The following is a 17,353-nucleotide window of genomic DNA, read 5'->3' on the forward strand; positions in this document are numbered from 1 at the left end:
CTCCCACACAGCACCCCCGAGCCAGAAGGCGCCCCCGCCCGGACCAGCGTCAGCGCTCCGCCTTGGTCTTGTACCCCCTGCCCCACTGCAACCCCCATCCGTACAACCGATCAAGCTCGGCCTGAAACCCGTAGACGAACTTCACTTCCCGCCGAACGATCAACTCGTTCTTCACGTTCTCGATCAACACGACCGCACACGACCGAGCCTGCGAGTGCCGCTCGTCGAGCCCTATCTCGATCCGCGGCCCGTTGCTCGGATACAGCGTCACGACCGCGTGGGTCCGGTCGAACGCCGGCGTCTGGTCGTAGATGTACACGAACACCAGCAGCCGCTTGATCTCGTCCCGGTGATCAAGATTGATGTACGCCGTCTCACCGGACGCCGACCCGAACCGGTCGTCCCCGCTCAGCTTCACGTACGGCGGCGCGTTCGTCTCGCCGAGGAACCCGCCCAGGGGCTGTACGACCCCCTTCGTGCCGTCGGTGAGCTCGTACAGGATGCCCAGGTCGAGGTCGACGTTGACCATGCTCTGGGTGTGCCCCTGGACCGCCTCCGGCTTCAGGGCCTGGAAGGGGTGGCGCCACAGGCTCTGCCGCTTGGGGCCGCCGATGTCCGACGTACGCATCCGCCACGACAGGTTGATGCGCAGATGCCCGGTCGCGGCACCCTGCTTGGTGAGCGACACCCGCTGGTGCCGCTTGGTCAGCTCGATGGAGTTGCTCGCGGCACTGCCGGCGTCGAAGTCCGTCGTACGGCCGCGCCACAGATCGTCCCAGAAACTCATCGCGTCCCCACCCGTCCCACCCCTCCAGCCCCGCACATTCGTTCATGGCGTCAAAGCCGCGGGGCGGCCGACGAGGACGATTCCTCGTAGCCGCCCCGCTCAGAGCGTTCCTCCCAGCGGAGGCTGTCACACCCCGGACGAGACCTCAGTCTTCTCGTCCGAGGTTGCCGCTTTTCCCTCTGCCGCTGCCAGCTTGGTGTTGCGGCGCACGGAGGACCAGAAGGACCAGGCGATGAGGACGACGCCCACCAGGCCGGTGATGACCTCGTGGATCTCGTACTGGATGGTGACCAGGAGGATGGCGGAGAGGGCGCCGATCGCGTAGTGCGCGCCGTGCTCCAGGTAGACGTAGTCGTCGAGGGTGCCCTGGCGGACCAGGTAGACGGTGAGCGACCGGACGTACATGGCGCCGATACCGAGGCCCAGGGCCATCAGCACGATGTCGTTCGTGATGGCGAAGGCGCCGATCACACCGTCGAACGAGAAGGACGCGTCGAGGACTTCGAGGTACAGGAACATGAAGAACGCGGCCTGGCCGGCGAGGACGACGGCCGGCTTCTTCTTGCCGCTGCGCTCGGCCTCTTCCTCCTCCTCGTGCTCCCGCTCCTCCTCTTCCTCGAGCCTGTCCTCGAAGTAGCCGGAGAGTCCGCCGACGATCATGTACGTGATCAGACCGGCGATACCGGAGATGAGTACCGTCTGCGCCTTGTCGACGTGGGCGCCACCGTGCTGGTGGGCGTTGGTCGCGAAGGTCATCGCGGAGATCATGAGCACGATGAGGGCGATGCAGACCGACAGCATGTCGACCTTGCCGAGCTTGGCGAGCGGGCGTTCAAGCCAGCCGAGCCACTTGATGTCCCGGTCCTCGAAGATGAAGTCGAGGAAGATCATCAGCAGGAACATGCCACCGAAGGCGGCGATCGACGGGTGGGCGTCGGTGACCAGCTGCTGGTACTGGTCCTTGTCGTTGAGCGCGAGATCGACCGCGTCTATCGGACCGATCTTGGCACTGATGGCCACGATCACGACAGGGAAGACGAGACGCATACCGAAGACGGCGATGAGGACACCGACGGTGAGGAAGATCTTCTGCCAGAAGGCACTCATCTTCTTCAGGATGCCGGCGTTGACCACCGCGTTGTCGAAGGACAGCGAGATCTCGAGGATGGAGAGGATCGCCACGATGCCGAACCCGGTCCACCCCCCGTAGAAGACCGCCGCGACCAGGCCGAGCGCGGTGACCGCGAACGACCAGCCGAAGGTTTTCAGAATCACTGGCTACCCAATCGTGTGTTTACGGGTCTCCCCCGCTGCCGTACTCGGCTTTACGAAACGTTGACTCCGAAGTCTAGAGCGATGCCCTTGAGACCCGACGCGTACCCCTGCCCAACGGCACGGAACTTCCACTCGCCCTGATAGCGGTACAACTCGCCGAAGATCATCGCGGTCTCCGTCGACGCGTCCTCGCTCAGGTCGTAGCGCGCCAACTCCTGACCGTCGGCCTGGTTGACGACCCGGATGAAGGCGTTGCCGACCTGGCCGAAGGTCTGGCCCCGGTTGTCCGCGTCGTGGATCGAGACCGGAAAGATGATCTTGTCGCAGGCGGCCGGCACCCTGGGGAGGTCGATGATCAGCGACTCGTCGTCGCCGTCGCCCTCGCCGGTGAGGTTGTCGCCGGTGTGCTCGACCGAGCCGTCCGGGCTGGTGAGCTGGTTGTAGAAGATGAACCACTCGTCGCCGAGCACCCGTCCGCCCCCGCACAGCAGTGCGCTGGCGTCGAGGTCGAACGGCGCGCCCGTGGTGGAACGCGCGTCCCAGCCGAGCCCGACCAAGACCTGGGTGAGGTTCGGTGCGGCTTTGGAGAGGGAGACATTGCCCCCCTTGGCAAGCGTGACGCCCATGCTGCTGTTCCTCCCCGAGGTGAAGCCTTGCAATCACTGAACTGGTGTGCGATCAGGTGTGCCTGGCACGTCCGGCGCCGCACCGAGAGTGCGACGCCGGACGACGGAGCCGGAGAGAGTCCGGCTCAGACGTTCACGCCGAAGTCCTGCGCGATACCGCGCAGGCCGGACGCGTAACCCTGGCCGATGGCGCGGAACTTCCACTCCGCGCCGTGCCGGTAGAGCTCGCCGAAGACCATGGCGGTCTCCGTAGAGGCGTCCTCGGAGAGGTCGTAGCGCGCGATCTCCGCCTCGCCCGCCTGGTTCACCACGCGGATGAACGCGTTGCGCACCTGGCCGAAGGACTGCTGACGGTTCTCGGCGTCGTAGATCGAGACCGGGAACACGATCTTGTCGACGTCGGCCGGGACCGCCGCGAGGTTGACCTTGATCTGCTCGTCGTCGCCCTCGCCCTCACCGGTGATGTTGTCGCCGGTGTGCTCGACCGAGCCGTCCGGGCTCTTGAGGTTGTTGAAGAACACGAAGTTGGCGTCGGAACTGACCTTGCCGTCCGTGTTCGTCAGGATCGCGCTGGCGTCGAGGTCGAAGTCGGTGCCGGTGGTGGAACGGGCGTCCCACCCCAGACCGACGATGACCGCGGTGAGACCCGGGGCCTCCTTCGTCAGCGATACGTTGCCGCCCTTGCTGAGGCTGACTCCCACGAGTCCTCCATTGGTGTCTCGTCTGCTGTCCAGGGGCGGAGTGCCCCCTCGTGCGCCGGTATCGGATCAACGTGTTGATCCTAGTGACGGGTTCCCGCCCCACGCAGGGCTTGGAACCGAAGAATCACAGGGTGTCGAGTGCCTTCACGTACTCGTTCAGATCACGCGCGTCCGGCAGGCCGTTGACGACGGTCCACCGCACGACGCCCTCCTTGTCGATGACGAAGGTCCCGCGCACCGCACAACCCTTGTCGTCGTCGAAGACGCCGTACGCGCGCGAAATGTTGCCGTGCGGCCAGAAGTCGGACAGGAGCGGGTACTCCAAGCCCTCCTGCTCGCCGAAGACGCGCAGGGTGTGGATGGAGTCGTTGGAGACGGCGAGCACCTGGGTGTCCCGGTCGGAGAACCTCGGCAGGTTGTCCCGCAGGTCGCACAGCTCGCCGGTGCAGACGCCGGTGAAGGCGAAGGGATAGAAGAGCAGCACCACGTTCTTGGCACCACGGAAGTCCGAGAGCCGCACGGTGGCGCCGTGGTTGTCCTTGAGTTCGAAGTCCGGGGCCTTGTCGCCGACCTCGATCGCCATGATCCTGCATCCCTTCGGTGGGCTGTTCGGGTGAGAACACCCTAGTGAGCACCGACCGCAGGGCAGGCAGCAGGCCGGGGTGCTTCTTCGGCTCCGGCCGGCGTTTCGAGCCCGTCCGGCGATGGAGGACAAGGCCCGTTCAGGGCCGAAGCGGGGGTCCGGGGGCGGCAGCCCCCGGCAGACGGCCCGCTTCGGCCACGGTCACTACCTACTTCTTCGACTTCGCTGCCTTGGGCGTCGCCAGCCGACTCCCACTCCAGTCCTTGCCGACACTGACGCTCTTCGTCGCCGACAGACCCGCCGTCGTCGCGGCTTCAGAGATGTCGCTCGGCTCCACGTAGCCGTCACGGCCCGTCTTGGGCGTGAGGAGCAGGATCGCGCCGCCTTCTTCGATGTACGTGGTGGCATCCACCAGCGAATCGGTCAGGTCGCCGTCGTCGTCGCGGAACCACAGCACCACGGCATCTGCGACGTCGTCGTACTCCTCGTCCACCAGATCGCCGCCGATGACTTCCTCAATGGCCTCGCGGAGTTCCTGGTCGACGTCGTCGTCGTAGCCGATCTCCTGGACCACCTGCTCGGGCTGGAAACCCAGCCTGACGGCAGGGTTGGTCCGCTCCTCCGCGTGGTCCGCGGTCGCGCTCACGGGTTGCCTCCTGATCATGTTCGAGAAATGTCCAGCCACGCGCGTGCGCGAAGCATTGGCCGTAGTCCACACGGACGGGGCGGATCGCGCAAGTACCCGGCCGTTCAGACCGCCGAAACGGTGACGATCCTGGCGGTGTCGCCGCGACTGCGCACAGCGGTTCCGGGAACGCGTGACGCCCACCACACCATTCTGCCCGCTTTGCGGTTTTGCTGCTCCCGAGTGACTCCCGAACCTCTCACACAAACGTGCTAGATCCGAATCGCTTTACGGAACACGTCACGGACTGGGCGTATCGTTGCGATTTGGCTGCGACCCCTCTGCCGAGCGCCCCCACCCGGGGCTACCTCTGAGTAGAGGTGACGTACCCGGCCTCGGGGTACACGATGGGGCCAGTGCATTCACAGCCCCGGGACAGGCCCACAGCTGTTCCGGATCAAGCCCTCCGAGAGCGAAGGAACAGCGTGGCTTCCGGATCAGATCGCAACCCGATCATCATTGGCGGCCTTCCGAGTCAGGTTCCTGACTTCGATCCCGAAGAAACCCAGGAGTGGCTCGACTCCCTCGACGCCGCGGTTGACGAACGCGGCCGGGAGCGGGCCCGCTATCTGATGCTGCGGCTGATCGAGCGAGCCCGCGAGAAGCGCGTGGCCGTGCCCGAGATGCGGAGCACGGACTACGTCAACACGATCGCGACGAAGGACGAGCCCTTCTTCCCCGGCAACGAGGAGATCGAGCGCCGCATCCTCAACGCGACCCGGTGGAACGCGGCCGTGATGGTCTCGCGCGCCCAGCGGCCCGGGATCGGCGTCGGCGGCCACATCGCGACCTTCGCCTCCTCCGCCTCCCTCTACGACGTGGGCTTCAACCACTTCTTCCGGGGCAAGGACGAGGGCGACGGCGGCGACCAGATCTTCTTCCAGGGCCACGCCTCCCCCGGCATCTACGCCCGCGCCTTCCTCCTCGACCGGCTCAGCGAGCAGCAGCTCGACGCGTTCCGCCAGGAGAAGTCGAAGGCGCCGTACGGGCTGTCCTCGTACCCGCACCCGCGGCTGATGCCGGACTTCTGGGAGTTCCCGACCGTCTCGATGGGCCTCGGCCCGCTCGGCGCGATCTTCCAGGCGCGCATGAACCGCTACATGGAGGCGCGCGGAATCGCGGACACCTCCAAGTCACACGTGTGGGCGTTCCTCGGTGACGGCGAGATGGACGAGCCGGAGTCGCTCGGCCAGCTGTCGATCGCCGCGCGCGAGGGCCTCGACAACCTGACCTTCGTCGTCAACTGCAACCTCCAGCGGCTCGACGGCCCGGTGCGCGGCAACGGCAAGATCATCCAGGAGCTGGAGTCGCAGTTCCGGGGCGCCGGCTGGAACGTCGTCAAGCTGGTGTGGGACCGCAGCTGGGACCCGCTGCTCGCGCAGGACCGGGACGGCGTGCTCGTCAACAAGATGAACACGACGCCCGACGGCCAGTTCCAGACGTACGCGACCGAGACCGGCGCGTACATCCGCGACCACTTCTTCGGTGACGACACCCGGCTGCGCGCGATGGTCGAGAACATGACCGACGACCAGGTGCTGCACCTGGGCCGCGGTGGCCACGACCACAGGAAGATCTTCGCGGCGTTCGCGGCGGCCAAGGCGCACAAGGGCCAGCCGACCGTCATCCTCGCCAAGACGGTCAAGGGCTGGACGCTCGGACCCAACTTCGAGGGCCGCAACGCCACGCACCAGATGAAGAAGCTGACGGCGGCCGACCTCAAGGGCTTCCGCGACCGGCTCCACCTGCCGATCTCCGACAAGGAACTGGAGGGCGGCGCGCCGCCGTACTTCCACCCGGGCCGGAACTCGGAAGAGATCCAGTACATGCACGACCGCCGCAACTCGCTCGGCGGCTACGTCCCGACCCGTGTCGTACGCGCCAAGCCGCTGACGCTGCCGCCGGAGAAGACGTACGCGAGTGTGAAGAAGGGTTCGGGTCAGCAGTCGATCGCCACGACCATGGCGTTCGTCCGGCTACTCAAGGACCTCATGCGGGACAAGGAGATCGGCAAGCGTTTCGTGCTGATCGCGCCGGACGAGTACCGCACGTTCGGCATGGACTCGTTCTTCCCGAGCGCGAAGATCTACAACCCGCTCGGTCAGCAGTACGAGTCGGTCGACCGTGAGCTGCTCCTCGCCTACAAGGAGTCGCCGACCGGCCAGATGCTGCACGACGGCATCTCGGAGGCGGGCTGCACCGCCTCACTGATCGCGGCGGGTTCGGCCTACGCCACGCATGGCGAGCCGCTGATTCCCGTCTACGTCTTCTACTCGATGTTCGGTTTCCAGCGCACCGGCGACCAGTTCTGGCAGATGGCCGACCAGCTGGCGCGTGGTTTCGTGCTGGGTGCGACCGCCGGCCGTACGACGCTGACCGGTGAGGGTCTGCAGCACGCGGACGGCCACTCGCAGCTGCTCGCCTCGACGAACCCGGGCTGTGTGGCGTACGACCCGGCGTACTCGTACGAGATCGCGCACATCGTGCAGGACGGTCTGCGTCGGATGTACGGGCCGGACAGTGAGGACATCTTCTACTACCTCACCGTCTACAACGAGCCGATCCAGCACCCGGCCGAGCCTGAGAACGTCGACGTCGACGGCATCCTCAAGGGCATCCACCGGGTGGGCGCGGCCACGTCGGGCTCCATTCCGGCGCAGGTCATCGCGTCCGGTGTCGCGGTGCCGTGGGCGCTGGAGGCGCAGCGAATCCTCGCCGAGGAGTGGGACGTACGGGCGGACGTCTGGTCGGCGACCTCCTGGAACGAGCTGCGGCGCGAGGCGGTCGCGGTGGAGCAGCACAACTTGCTGCACCCCGAGGAGGAACAGCGCGTCCCCTACGTGACGCGGAAGCTGGGCTCGGCCGAGGGTCCGTTCGTGGCCGTGTCCGACTGGATGCGTTCGGTTCCGGACCAGATCTCGCGCTGGGTGCCGGGGACGTACCAGTCGCTGGGCGCGGACGGTTTCGGCTTCGCGGACACGCGGGGTGCGGCGCGGCGCCACTTCCACATCGACGCGCAGTCGATCGTGGTGGCGGTGCTGACCGAGCTGGCCAAGGAGGGGAAGGTTGATCGTTCGGTGCTGAAGCAGGCGATCGATCGGTATCAGTTGCTTGACGTGGCGTCGGCGGATCCCGGTGCGGCGGGGGGCGACGCGTAGCGCTCCGCGGGGTGGGCGGTTTTTCGTCTGCCGGTTCGTTGTGGCTGGTCGCGCAGTTCCCCGCGCCCCTGGAGGTGCGCCCCTACGGGGCGCCCTCCAGGGCGCTTACGATGCGGGGCATGAACGAAAAGTCGGCACAGGCCCGTTGGGAGCGGCACACCCAGCGGCCCCTGATGGCGCTTGCGGTCGTGTTCACCGTTGCCTATGCGGTGCCGATCGTGGACAACCCCGCGAGCCCGTCCGTGTCGGTTGCGTGCACCGTCGCGGAGTGGGCGGTGTGGGGGGCGTTCGCGGTCGACTATCTCGTGCGGATCGCTCTCGCCGAGCGGCGTCGGGAGTACGTACGACGGCACTGGCCGGACCTGTTCGCCGTGCTGCTGCCGCTGCTCCAGCCGCTGCGGCTGCTGCGAGTGGTCTCCACGCTGCTGCTGGTCGGCCGACGGGCCCAGATGGCGTCCCAGGTGCGGCTGACGACGTACATCGGCGGCGCCGTGGTGGGGCTGCTGATGTTCGGTTCGCTGGCCGTGCTGTCGGTGGAACGCGCGTCGCCGGAAGGGAACATCCGCACGCTGGATGACGCCCTGTGGTGGTCGTTCACGACGATGACCACCGTGGGCTACGGGGACCACGCGCCGACGACCGGAGTGGGCCGGATGCTCGCGGTCGGGCTGATGCTGTCCGGGATCGCGCTGCTCGGTCTCGTCACCGCCAACATCGCCGCCTGGTTCATCTCCCGGTTCGAGATGGACGACATGGAGGAGAGGCGCCAGACGGCGGCGATCACGACGCTGACGGACGAGGTACGGGCGCTGCGGGCGGAGGTGGCCGCGCTGAGCGGCTCGATGGGCGCGCGGGAGCGGTTGGGTGAGCGGGTGGGTGAGGAGCAGCCCCAGTAGGGCCGGTCCTCACGGGTCCCTCGCCGGACGGACCGTCAGAAGAGGCCGTTCGTCGGTCCGGTGGCGCCCGCCAGCCAGATGACGGCCAGGAGGGTGTCGATCGCGCCCAGGACCACGGCCACCAGGGGCGGTGTCGGGCGCGGGCCCCTCCAGGTGCGGCCCATCGCCAGCCAGCCGCAGACGACGGCCACGGGGCCGAGGACGATGCCGAGGACGAAGAAGCCCGCCACTGCGCAGACGAGTCCGATGATTCCCAGCGTCGCGCTGTCCGGGGCGGACCGCTGCCAGGTTCCGGCGCCGCGCGAGCCGGGATGCCGGCGGGTGGGGTGCTGTCGTCCGAAGGCCGCCATCTCTCATCAACTCCCTGGAACTCGGTGGTGGTTCGGGGTTGATGGGGCGAGTACCCCCGTGGCGGGTTTCACGCCTTCCGGGTTACGAGTCGTCGTCCCGCTCTTCGGCGGGCCCGCCGGCGCGCTGTCCCCCTCCGGCAGCGCGCCGCGGCCCGGCAGCCCTCCGACGCCGTACCGACCGGGTCGTAACGACCATGTCGTGCGGAGGACTTGACTAACTGTGACCTGTCCCGTGTACCGAAGGGGAGGAATCTTTAGCGGAGTCACCCTGATGAGCGAACCCCGCCGCACAGGTCATAGATATATGCGCGATGTATGCGCCTCAGATGTGCGCCGTCCCCGCGCCGGCCTCCGCGTTCTCGCCGCGCTTCGTCAGCAGCGCGACCACGATCGCGACCACCCCCACGCCCGCGGCGACCAGGCAGGCCAGGCTCATGCCCGAGACGAACGTGTCGTGGGCGACCTTCGTGATCTGGGCGGCGACCGTCTCCGGCGTGCCCTTCGCCACCGGCGGCACCCCGACCTGGACCGCCTCGGAGGCCTGGGCCTGCTGTGCCGGAGTGAGCTTCGGCAGGCCCGCGGCCGTCCAGTTGCCCGGGAGGTCGCTGTCGACCTTGGAGGCCATGACCGCGCCCAGGACCGCCGTACCGAGGCTGCCGCCGATCTGCATCGCCGCCTGCTGCAGGCCGCCGGCGACACCGGAGAGCTCCATGGGCGCGTTGCCCACGATGACCTCCGTCGCGCCGACCATCACCGGGGCGAGGCCGAGGCCGAGCATGGCGAACCAGAGCGACATGATGCCGCTGCCGGTGTCCGTCTCCAGCGTGGACATACCGAACATGGCGACCGCGACGCAGGCCATACCACCCGCGAGCGGGATGCGGGGACCCGTCTTGCTGATCATCGCGCCGGCCAGCGGCGAACCGACGATCATCATCCCGGTGAGCGGAAGCAGATGCAGACCCGCGTCGATCGGACTCATACCGTGCACGTTCTGCAGGTAGAAGGTGACGAAGAACAGGCCGCCCATGAAGGCGATGGCCATCAGGACCATCAGCACCACACCCGCCGACAGCGGGACCGACCGGAACAGGTTGAGCGGGATCAGCGGCTCCTTGACCCTCTGTTCCCAGCGGGCGAAGCGCAGGAAGCCCACCACCGACAACGCCAGGAACACCCACGTCTTGCTGTCGCCCCAGCCCCACGCCGGAGCCTTGATGAGCGCCCACACCAGGCAGAACATCGCGCCCGAGAGCAGCGCGATACCGACGAGATCGAAGGAGCGCGGGGCGTTCTCCGCCCGGTGGTCGACCAGGATCACCAGGCCGATGACGAGGGCCAGGACGCCCACCGGCACGTTGACGAAGAACACCGACTGCCAGTTGACGTGCTCGACCAGCAGCCCGCCGAGGATCGGGCCGCCCGCCGTGGACGCGCCGATGACCATGCCCCAGATACCGATGGCCATGTTCAGCTTCTCGGCGGGGAACGTGGCCCGCAGCAGACCGAGCGCGGCCGGCATCAGCAGCGCCCCGAACAGCCCCTGGAACACCCGGAAGACGACGACCAGGGCGATACTGCCGGACAGTCCGATGGCCGCCGACGAGGCGGCGAATCCGACGATGCCGACGAGGAAGGTCTGCCGGTGCCCGAACCGGTCACCGAGCTTGCCCGCGGTGATCAGCGCGACCGCGAGCGCGAGGAAGTAGCCGTTGGTGATCCACTGGACCTGCGCGAAACTCGCGCCCAGGTCCTTCTGGATGGCCGGGTTGGCGATGGCCACGACGGTGCCGTCAAGGGCCACCATCATGACCCCGACGGCAACGGATATCAGGGTCAGCCACGGATGGCCGCGCAGCCCTTTGGCGGGCGTGGGGTCCGAGGGAGAGACAGATGTCTCGACGGTGGTCTGACTAGTCATGCGTTCGAGGCTAGTGACAGCCACTGACAACTGACAAACCAGTTCACAAGTCGGCAGCTGACACGTCCCTCACCGAAAAGACGAACGAACACCAGCGCATGACACCAGCGAATGAACAGCAGCGAATGAACTTCAGCGAAGAACGAAGAGGCCTGATCGTCATGAACGCCGCCGAAACCGAGGCGGGTCCGGAGTCCGGTCCCGGCCTGCGTGAGCGCAAGAAGCAGCGCACCCGGGACGCGTTGGTGCGCGCCGCCCTCACCCTGTTCACCACCAACGGGTACGAGCAGACGACCGTCGACGAGATCGCCGAGGCCGTCGAGGTCTCGCAGCGCACCTTCTTCCGCTACTTCGCCGGCAAGGAGGACGCCGCCTTCGCCGTGCAGCGCATCGCGGAGGCGCACTTCATCGAGGCCGTGCGCGCCCGCCCGCCGCACGAGGCCCCGCTGGAGGCGCTGCGCCAAGCGGTGCTGGAGGGCTGGCAGACGATCAACGAGGCCGTGGAGTCCGTCGTTCCGGCGGAGTTGCAGATGCGTATGCACTACGTGATCGAGTCGACGCCGGTGCTGCTCGCCGCGCACATGCGCCGCTCCGCCGAGACGGAGGAGGCGGTGGCGCGGCTGATCGCCGAGCGCGAGGGCGTCGACGTGGACGGCGACCTGCGGCCACGGGTCGTGGTGGCCCTGTTCAGCGGGCTGATGCGACTGACGGAACGACGGTGGGGCGCGGGCTCGGACATGAGCGTGACGGCGATGCGCGAGCTCACCAGCACCTATCTCGACGCGATGGGTCCGGCGCTGGCGGGGACCTGGCGCACGGACCTGCCGTGACACCCCGTACGGGCGTGCGTACGGAGTGACGTACCCAGCGTCGGTTATCGAAACGTGATACCCGTCACTCGGTTACCGCGAGACCCTCTCGTTCTCCTAGTGTGTCCTTTCAGTGACTTCCTTCGACACCTCCCCGCAACTGAACGTCTGGCGCGCGCTTGCCGCGCTGGCCGTGGTCTTCGTGATGCTCGCGACGACCGGCTGGACCGCGGTCCGCAGCCATCGCACGCCCTCGCCGCTCCAGGCGTCGCTCTCCGCGTGGGAGCACGGACGGTTGGGCGGCCTCGCGCTGCCCGACCCGGACGAGAGCCCCGGCCGGCTGACCCGGTTCTTCGCCTCGCTCACCGACGGCCAGCGCGACCGGCTCGTCCGGCGCTACCCGTTGGCCGTCGGCAACATGAACGGCGCGCCCGTCGGCCTGCGTTACCGCGCCAACCGTGTCGCGCTGCACACGGCGCGCGAGGCGGACCGGGCGCGCGTGCACGACAACCGGCTGTCGCCCGTCGGGCAGTACGAGGCGGGGCGCCGTATGCACCGCTACGACGCGCTGCTCAAACCCGGCCGCAAGATCCTCGCCTTCGACCCCGAGGGTTCGGGCCGGGTCGCCGAGGTCTTCGGCGACCTCGACACGGCGCGGCGCGTCTCGGTCGTGGTCCCCGGCGTGGACACCGACCTCCTCACCTTCCAGCGGACCAACCGCACGTACTCGGCGCCCGTCGGCATGGCCAAGGCGCTGTACCGCGCGGAACGGAAGGCGAACCCCACGATCCGTGCGGCCGTGATCGCCTGGGCCGACTACACCGCGCCCAGCGGGGTCGGCATGGACGCGGCGACCGCCATGCGCGCCAACTCCGGCGCGCTGCGGCTGAACGCGCTGGTGCGCGCGCTGCCCGGCCCGGCGAAGGTCGCCCTGTTCTGCCACAGCTACGGCTCGGTGCTGTGCGGGGTCGCCGCACACGCGCTGCCGCCCCGGGTGACCGACATCGCGGTGGCCGGCAGCCCCGGCATGCGGGTCGAGAACTCCGAGGGGCTGCGCACCTCCGCCCGGGTGTGGGCGATGCGCGACGCCGACGACTGGATCCGGGACGTACCGCACCTGGAGGTCGGCGGGCTCGGACACGGCGCCGATCCGGTGTCGTCGGCGTTCGGCGCACGCGTGCTGTCCGCACGGGGCGCGCAGGGGCATGGCGGCTATTTCGAGCCGGGTACGGAGAGTCTGGACAACTTCGCCGAGATCGGCGTCGGCGCGTACGACGCCGTGCGGTGCGCTCAGCAGGATCAGCAGGACCGCAAGGACGACGCGTGTCTGAAGGGTTTGTCCGACGGGGCGATGCCCGGACGCGCGTAGAGGACGCAGAATTCACGGTGTGCCCGGGGAGGGGACTATGAAGCTCGCGCCGCATACGATGAGCCGCATGGGTGACGTACTGGCCGGATTTCATGCCGCCTGGGAGTTCGAGTCCGACTCCGTGCTCATCCGCTTCGAACGGGGCATCCGCACGCCGAAGTTGTTCCAGGCGCTCGGCGAACGCCGTATCCCCCTGGAGGCGATCGCGGGCGTGACGCTGACCCCGGGCAAGCGGGGAACGGTGGTGCTGCGCGCCGAACCCCGGCCAGGCGCCGACCCGTTGATGGAGGCGGCCGACGGCCAGCTGAAGGAGAACTGCGACCCGTACCGGCTGGTGCTGCCGGCCGAGCGGGAGACGCTCGCCGAGTACTACGCGGACGAGCTGCGGGCCCAGCTGACCCACCACGAGCCCGCTGAAAGGTTTTTGGTGGCCGCGCCCGAGGTGCCGCGGGCCTTCAAGGCGTACGACGCGAAGGCGTCCTTCGACGGACGTGCCGTGTCCTTCCGGTGGTTCTGGACGGGCGCGTCGTCGGCGAAGTGGAAGGCGGGCGACCAGACGTTTCCGGTCGCCGACCTCAGCGGGGTGGAGTGGCGCTCGCCCGAGGTGTTCGAGGGGCATCTGCGGCTGCTGCGGCGTACCGATCCTTCTTCTGTCACACCGGTCGACCAGGACCCCGCCTCGGTGGTGTTCGGGCTGGGATACGGGCCTGTGCACGAGTCGTTGCCGTTCGCGGCGGCGGTGCTCGCGGCGGTGCGCTCCACGGGAGGGGCGCCGGCGGTTCAGCTGAACGCCGGGCGGCGTGATCCCGGGGATGTCGCCGAACGGATCCGGCATCTCGGGGGGTTGCACGAGGCCGGGTTGGTCACCGACGAGGAGTTCGCTGCCAAGAAGGCCGAGTTGTTGGCGGAGTTGTAGCCGCGGTAACGGTCCTTCGGCAACAGGGCGGGGCGGGTGCGGGGAAGCACCCCCCCCCCCCTCTTTCAAGGGACGTTACCCAAAAAACGGCCCCTCTCCCCCACTCCCTACTCCCCGCCCCCCGGAGCCCCTGACGCGAAGCGCATGTCCGCGTAGCGGTCGCCTGCCACCTTTGCCGCGATGAGGTCCAGGGAGGCCAGCTCCTCGTCCGTCAACTTGATGGTCGTCGCCTTCGTGTTCTCCTCCACCCTGGACCGCTTGCGGGTGCCCGGGATCGGGACGACCGGGAGGTCGTGGACGACGGCCTGCTGCTGAACCCAGGCCAGGGCGATCTGGCCCAGGGACGCGCCGCGGGCCTCCGCGACCGTCCGCACGGGGGCCAGCAGGGCCGCGTTCGCCGTGGCGTTCTCGCCCGTGAAGCGGGGCTGGGTACGGCGGAAGTCGTCCTCGGTCAGTTCCTGGTCGGCGTTGGTGAAGGAACCCGTGAGGAAGCCTCGGCCCAGCGGGGAGTACGGGACCAGGGTGACGCCCAGTTCACGGGCCGTCGGGACCACGTTCGCCTCGATGTCCCGGCTGAACAGGGACCACTCCGACTGGACGGCGGCGATCGGGTGCACGGCCTGTGCCGCACGCAGCTCCGAGCCCGTGACCTCGCTCAGGCCCAGCTGCTTGACCTTGCCCTCGCGGACCAGGTCGGCCATCGCGCCGACGGTCTCCTCGATGGGGATGTTCACGTCACGCCGGTGCATGTAGTAGAGGTCGATGACGTCGATGTCGAGGTTCTTGAGGCTGGCCTCGACCGCCTGGCGTATGTACGGCGGGTCGTTGCGGATGACCCTCGGGCCCGTCGTGCCCGATGGCATCGACAGGGCGAACTTCGTCGCGACGACGACCTCGTCCCGGTGTGCCTTGAAGAACGGCGACAGGAAACGTTCGTTGTCACCCCCGCCGTAGGCGTCCGCCGTGTCATAGAGGGTCACGCCGAGTTCGAGGGCGCATTCCAGCGTGGCGCGGGCCTCGTCGGCGTCCGTGGGGCCGTACGCGAAGCTCATGCCCATGCAGCCGAGGCCCTGTACGCCGACCTCGGGGCCGTCGGTGCCCAGGGGGGCCGTACCGAGCCTGCTGAGTCGGCTGTCGTCGTTCGTCATCGCACTCTCTCCATCTCACGGACGCCCTCTCGGACGTCCTCACGGACCTGGCGGACAAGGCCCGCGTCCAGGTCCGCTTCCGCGTAGAAACTGATCTTCCTGTCCAGTACGGCGAGCGTGTCCTGGAGTTCCGCGATGCGGTCCAGGACGGCCCGGCGCGTCGACTCGAGCAGCTCGAAGCGCTCGCCGTACGTGTGGTCGCCCTCGCGCACGAGTTCGGCGTACCGCACCATGTCCGCGACCGGCATACCGGTGAGCCGGAGCTTGCCGACGAAGTCGAGCCAGTCGAGGTCGCGGTTGCTGTAGCGGCGCTGGCCGGTGTGCGAACGGTCGATGTGCGGCATCAGCCCGATGCGCTCGTACCAGCGCAGGGTGTGCGCGGTCAGCCCGGTGAAGACGACGACCTCACTGATCGTGTAGCGGTCGTGCCCGTCCGGGCGCCGGTCGGGCTGCTGCTGCTGCGGGGCCGAACAGTTGCCGGCCTCGGCGGGTACGTCGGGTACTTCGGGTACTGCGGGTACTTCGAGCACTGCGGGGGGTGTGGGGGTGTTCGTGATGGGGTCTGTGGTCTCCAGCACCGTCATGACCCCCACGCTAAAACCCTGGAGTGCACTCCAAGCAAGCGGATACCGCGATATTGCGGAGACTTGGCCGGTGCGGGCTCACTACCGTGCGGATCATGACTCTCGTACGCCGTGCCAAGCCCGAGGACGCCGGAGAACTGCTGCGGTTGCGCCAGGTGTTGATCGACTCGATGTCCGGGGCGAACACCGACACCGGCTGGCAGTCCGCGTCCCTGGCCACCGTGACCGCGAGGCTCGCCGATCCGGCCGGGGGCTTCGCCGCGTTCGTCGTCGACCGTCCGGAGCGGCCCGGGTCGCTGGCCGCGCTGGTCGTGGGGACGGTCGAGTACCGGATCGGGCGCGCGGGCAATCCGCACGGGCGGGTCGGGTACGTGTTCAGCGTCGCCACCGACCCGGACGCGCGCCGCCGGGGGTACGCGCGGGCCTGCATGGAGGCGCTGGTGGAGTGGTTCCGGGAACAGGGCGTCGGTCAGATCGATCTCACGGCGTCGGCGGACGCCATGCCGCTGTACGCGTCGCTGGGCTTCGTGCGGCAACCGGACCCCTTCATGCGGCTGCGGTTGTGAGCCTCTGGCCCTGTCGTTTGGATCAGCTCGGCTGTGAGGTGCGGTTCTTCTCGGCCGACCCGAGCGGGACGTGGTGCGTGCGGCTGCAAGGCGGAGGAGGGAGTCAACGCGATGGGGGTCCCCCCGCTCGAGCGAAGTCGAGAGTGGGGGAGTTGGCGACCGACGACAACGCCGCAGACGTGCGTGCCACGTCCCGCGACGCCGAGATGATCCAAACGGCAGGGCCTAAGCTCGATGCCATGTCCGTCATGTCGCTGAAGAGCCTCGCACTGATCGAGAACTGGCCCGTGCCCACCGCCGCCGCGGCCGTCGTACGGGCGGACGGTGCCGTACTCGGCAGCCACGGGCCCCTCGACCACCGGTTCGCGCTCGCCTCGGTCACCAAGCCGCTCGCCGCGTACGCCGCCCTCGTCGCGTACGAGGAGGGCGCCATCGAACTCGACGAGCCGGCCGGGCCGCCCGGATCGACGGTCCGCCATCTCCTCGCGCACACCTCCGGCCTCGCCTTCGACGAGCACCGGGTGACAGCTCCGCCCGGGGAGCGGCGGCTGTACTCCAACGCCGGGTTCGAGGTGCTGGGGGATCACGTGGCGAAGGCGACGGAGATTCCGTTCGCGGAGTACGTCCGGCAGGCGGTCCTGGAGCCACTCGGGATGACGTCGACTGAGGTGGAGGGGTCGCCCGCGAAGGACGGGGTCTCGACCGTCGGGGATCTGGTGCGGTTCGCCGCGGAGGTGCAGGCGCCTCGGCTGCTCGATCCGCGGACGGTCGCGGAGGCGATGAGTGTGCAGTACCCGGGGACGAAGGGGGTGCTGCCGGGGTACGGGCATCAGAACCCCAATGACTGGGGGCTGGGGTTCGAGATCCGGGGGGTGAAGTCGCCGCACTGGACGGGGAGTTCGTCGTCGGCGCGGACGTTCGGTCATTTCGGGCAGGCCGGGACGTTTCTGTGGGTCGATCCGGTGGTGGGGGTGGGGTG

At 68.3% G+C, this 17,353-nt stretch carries 17 protein-coding genes; 7 read left to right on the forward strand and 10 right to left on the reverse strand.

Annotated features, from left to right (window positions below):
* Window positions 1-49: 49 nt before the first annotated feature.
* The 6 genes from ADL01_RS10950 to ADL01_RS10975 all read right to left on the reverse strand — a co-directional run bounded on the left by ADL01_RS10950 (window position 50) and on the right by ADL01_RS10975 (window position 4,618).
* Window positions 50-787 carry a TerD family protein gene (locus ADL01_RS10950; protein ID WP_053741742.1) on the reverse strand — a complete coding sequence of 246 codons (738 nt, stop codon included), beginning with the start codon at window positions 785-787 and terminating at the stop codon, window positions 50-52.
* A gap of 126 nt (window positions 788-913) precedes the next feature.
* Window positions 914-2,062 (reverse strand): DUF475 domain-containing protein, encoded by a 1,149-nt coding sequence (locus tag ADL01_RS10955; RefSeq protein WP_053741743.1) that lies wholly within the window; start codon window positions 2,060-2,062, stop codon window positions 914-916.
* A 50-nt stretch (window positions 2,063-2,112) separates the two neighbouring features.
* The gene (locus ADL01_RS10960; RefSeq protein WP_053741744.1) at window positions 2,113-2,688 is read right to left on the reverse strand and encodes a TerD family protein; all 576 of its coding nucleotides are present in this window, start codon (window positions 2,686-2,688) and stop codon (window positions 2,113-2,115) included.
* A gap of 125 nt (window positions 2,689-2,813) precedes the next feature.
* Window positions 2,814-3,389 carry a TerD family protein gene (locus ADL01_RS10965; protein ID WP_053741745.1) on the reverse strand — a complete coding sequence of 192 codons (576 nt, stop codon included), beginning with the start codon at window positions 3,387-3,389 and terminating at the stop codon, window positions 2,814-2,816.
* A 124-nt stretch (window positions 3,390-3,513) separates the two neighbouring features.
* The gene (locus ADL01_RS10970) at window positions 3,514-3,972 is read right to left on the reverse strand and encodes a peroxiredoxin (protein WP_053741746.1); all 459 of its coding nucleotides are present in this window, start codon (window positions 3,970-3,972) and stop codon (window positions 3,514-3,516) included.
* A 208-nt stretch (window positions 3,973-4,180) separates the two neighbouring features.
* Entirely contained in the window at window positions 4,181-4,618 is a 438-nt protein-coding gene (locus ADL01_RS10975) for a DUF3052 domain-containing protein (RefSeq protein WP_053741747.1), read from the reverse strand.
* Between the two features lie 464 nt (window positions 4,619-5,082).
* On the opposite strand from ADL01_RS10975, the gene aceE reads away from it, so the two are divergent.
* Both aceE and ADL01_RS10985 read left to right on the forward strand, forming a co-directional pair.
* Entirely contained in the window at window positions 5,083-7,815 is a 2,733-nt protein-coding gene (aceE, locus tag ADL01_RS10980; protein ID WP_053741748.1) for a pyruvate dehydrogenase (acetyl-transferring), homodimeric type, read from the forward strand.
* 119 nt (window positions 7,816-7,934) lie between these two features.
* Window positions 7,935-8,711 (forward strand): potassium channel family protein, encoded by a 777-nt coding sequence (locus ADL01_RS10985; RefSeq protein WP_053741755.1) that lies wholly within the window; start codon window positions 7,935-7,937, stop codon window positions 8,709-8,711.
* A 35-nt stretch (window positions 8,712-8,746) separates the two neighbouring features.
* Here the strand turns inward: ADL01_RS10985 and ADL01_RS10990 are convergent, their stop codons facing one another.
* Together ADL01_RS10990 and ADL01_RS10995 are read right to left on the reverse strand one after the other, a co-directional pair.
* Window positions 8,747-9,061: a hypothetical protein gene (locus ADL01_RS10990; RefSeq protein ID WP_053741749.1), complete on the reverse strand. Its 315-nt coding sequence runs from the start codon at window positions 9,059-9,061 to the stop codon at window positions 8,747-8,749.
* Between the two features lie 322 nt (window positions 9,062-9,383).
* Window positions 9,384-10,982, reverse strand: a complete 1,599-nt coding sequence (locus ADL01_RS10995) for an MFS transporter (protein ID WP_053741750.1) — start codon at window positions 10,980-10,982, stop codon at window positions 9,384-9,386.
* Between the two features lie 161 nt (window positions 10,983-11,143).
* Between ADL01_RS10995 and ADL01_RS11000 the strand changes: the two genes are divergently transcribed.
* From ADL01_RS11000 to ADL01_RS11010, 3 genes are all read left to right on the forward strand, one after another.
* Window positions 11,144-11,812, forward strand: coding sequence for a TetR family transcriptional regulator (locus ADL01_RS11000; protein WP_053741756.1), 669 nt, complete (start codon window positions 11,144-11,146; stop codon window positions 11,810-11,812).
* 112 nt (window positions 11,813-11,924) lie between these two features.
* Complete coding sequence (locus tag ADL01_RS11005) at window positions 11,925-13,160, forward strand: alpha/beta hydrolase (RefSeq protein WP_053741751.1); 1,236 nt, start codon at window positions 11,925-11,927, stop codon at window positions 13,158-13,160.
* 67 nt (window positions 13,161-13,227) lie between these two features.
* Window positions 13,228-14,076 carry a DUF4429 domain-containing protein gene (locus ADL01_RS11010; protein WP_053741752.1) on the forward strand — a complete coding sequence of 283 codons (849 nt, stop codon included), beginning with the start codon at window positions 13,228-13,230 and terminating at the stop codon, window positions 14,074-14,076.
* 107 nt (window positions 14,077-14,183) lie between these two features.
* On the opposite strand, the gene ADL01_RS11015 is transcribed toward ADL01_RS11010, so the two are convergent.
* Window positions 14,184-15,224, reverse strand: a complete 1,041-nt coding sequence (locus ADL01_RS11015; protein ID WP_053741753.1) for an aldo/keto reductase — start codon at window positions 15,222-15,224, stop codon at window positions 14,184-14,186.
* On the reverse strand, window positions 15,221-15,808 hold the full coding sequence (locus ADL01_RS11020; protein ID WP_053741754.1) for a MerR family transcriptional regulator: 588 nt from the start codon (window positions 15,806-15,808) through the stop codon (window positions 15,221-15,223). Before ADL01_RS11020 ends, ADL01_RS11015 begins: the two co-directional genes overlap by 4 nt.
* A gap of 95 nt (window positions 15,809-15,903) precedes the next feature.
* Here ADL01_RS11020 and ADL01_RS11025 point away from each other — a divergent pair, with 95 nt between their 5' ends.
* The gene (locus ADL01_RS11025) at window positions 15,904-16,374 is read left to right on the forward strand and encodes a GNAT family N-acetyltransferase (RefSeq protein WP_053741757.1); all 471 of its coding nucleotides are present in this window, start codon (window positions 15,904-15,906) and stop codon (window positions 16,372-16,374) included.
* Window positions 16,375-16,622: 248 nt separating this feature from the next.
* On the forward strand, window positions 16,623-17,353 hold a 731-nt coding region (locus ADL01_RS11030), incomplete at its 3' end, for a serine hydrolase domain-containing protein (RefSeq protein WP_053741758.1).

The organism is Streptomyces sp. NRRL WC-3618, from assembly GCF_001280005.1.
Lineage (GTDB): Bacteria > Actinomycetota > Actinomycetes > Streptomycetales > Streptomycetaceae > Streptomyces.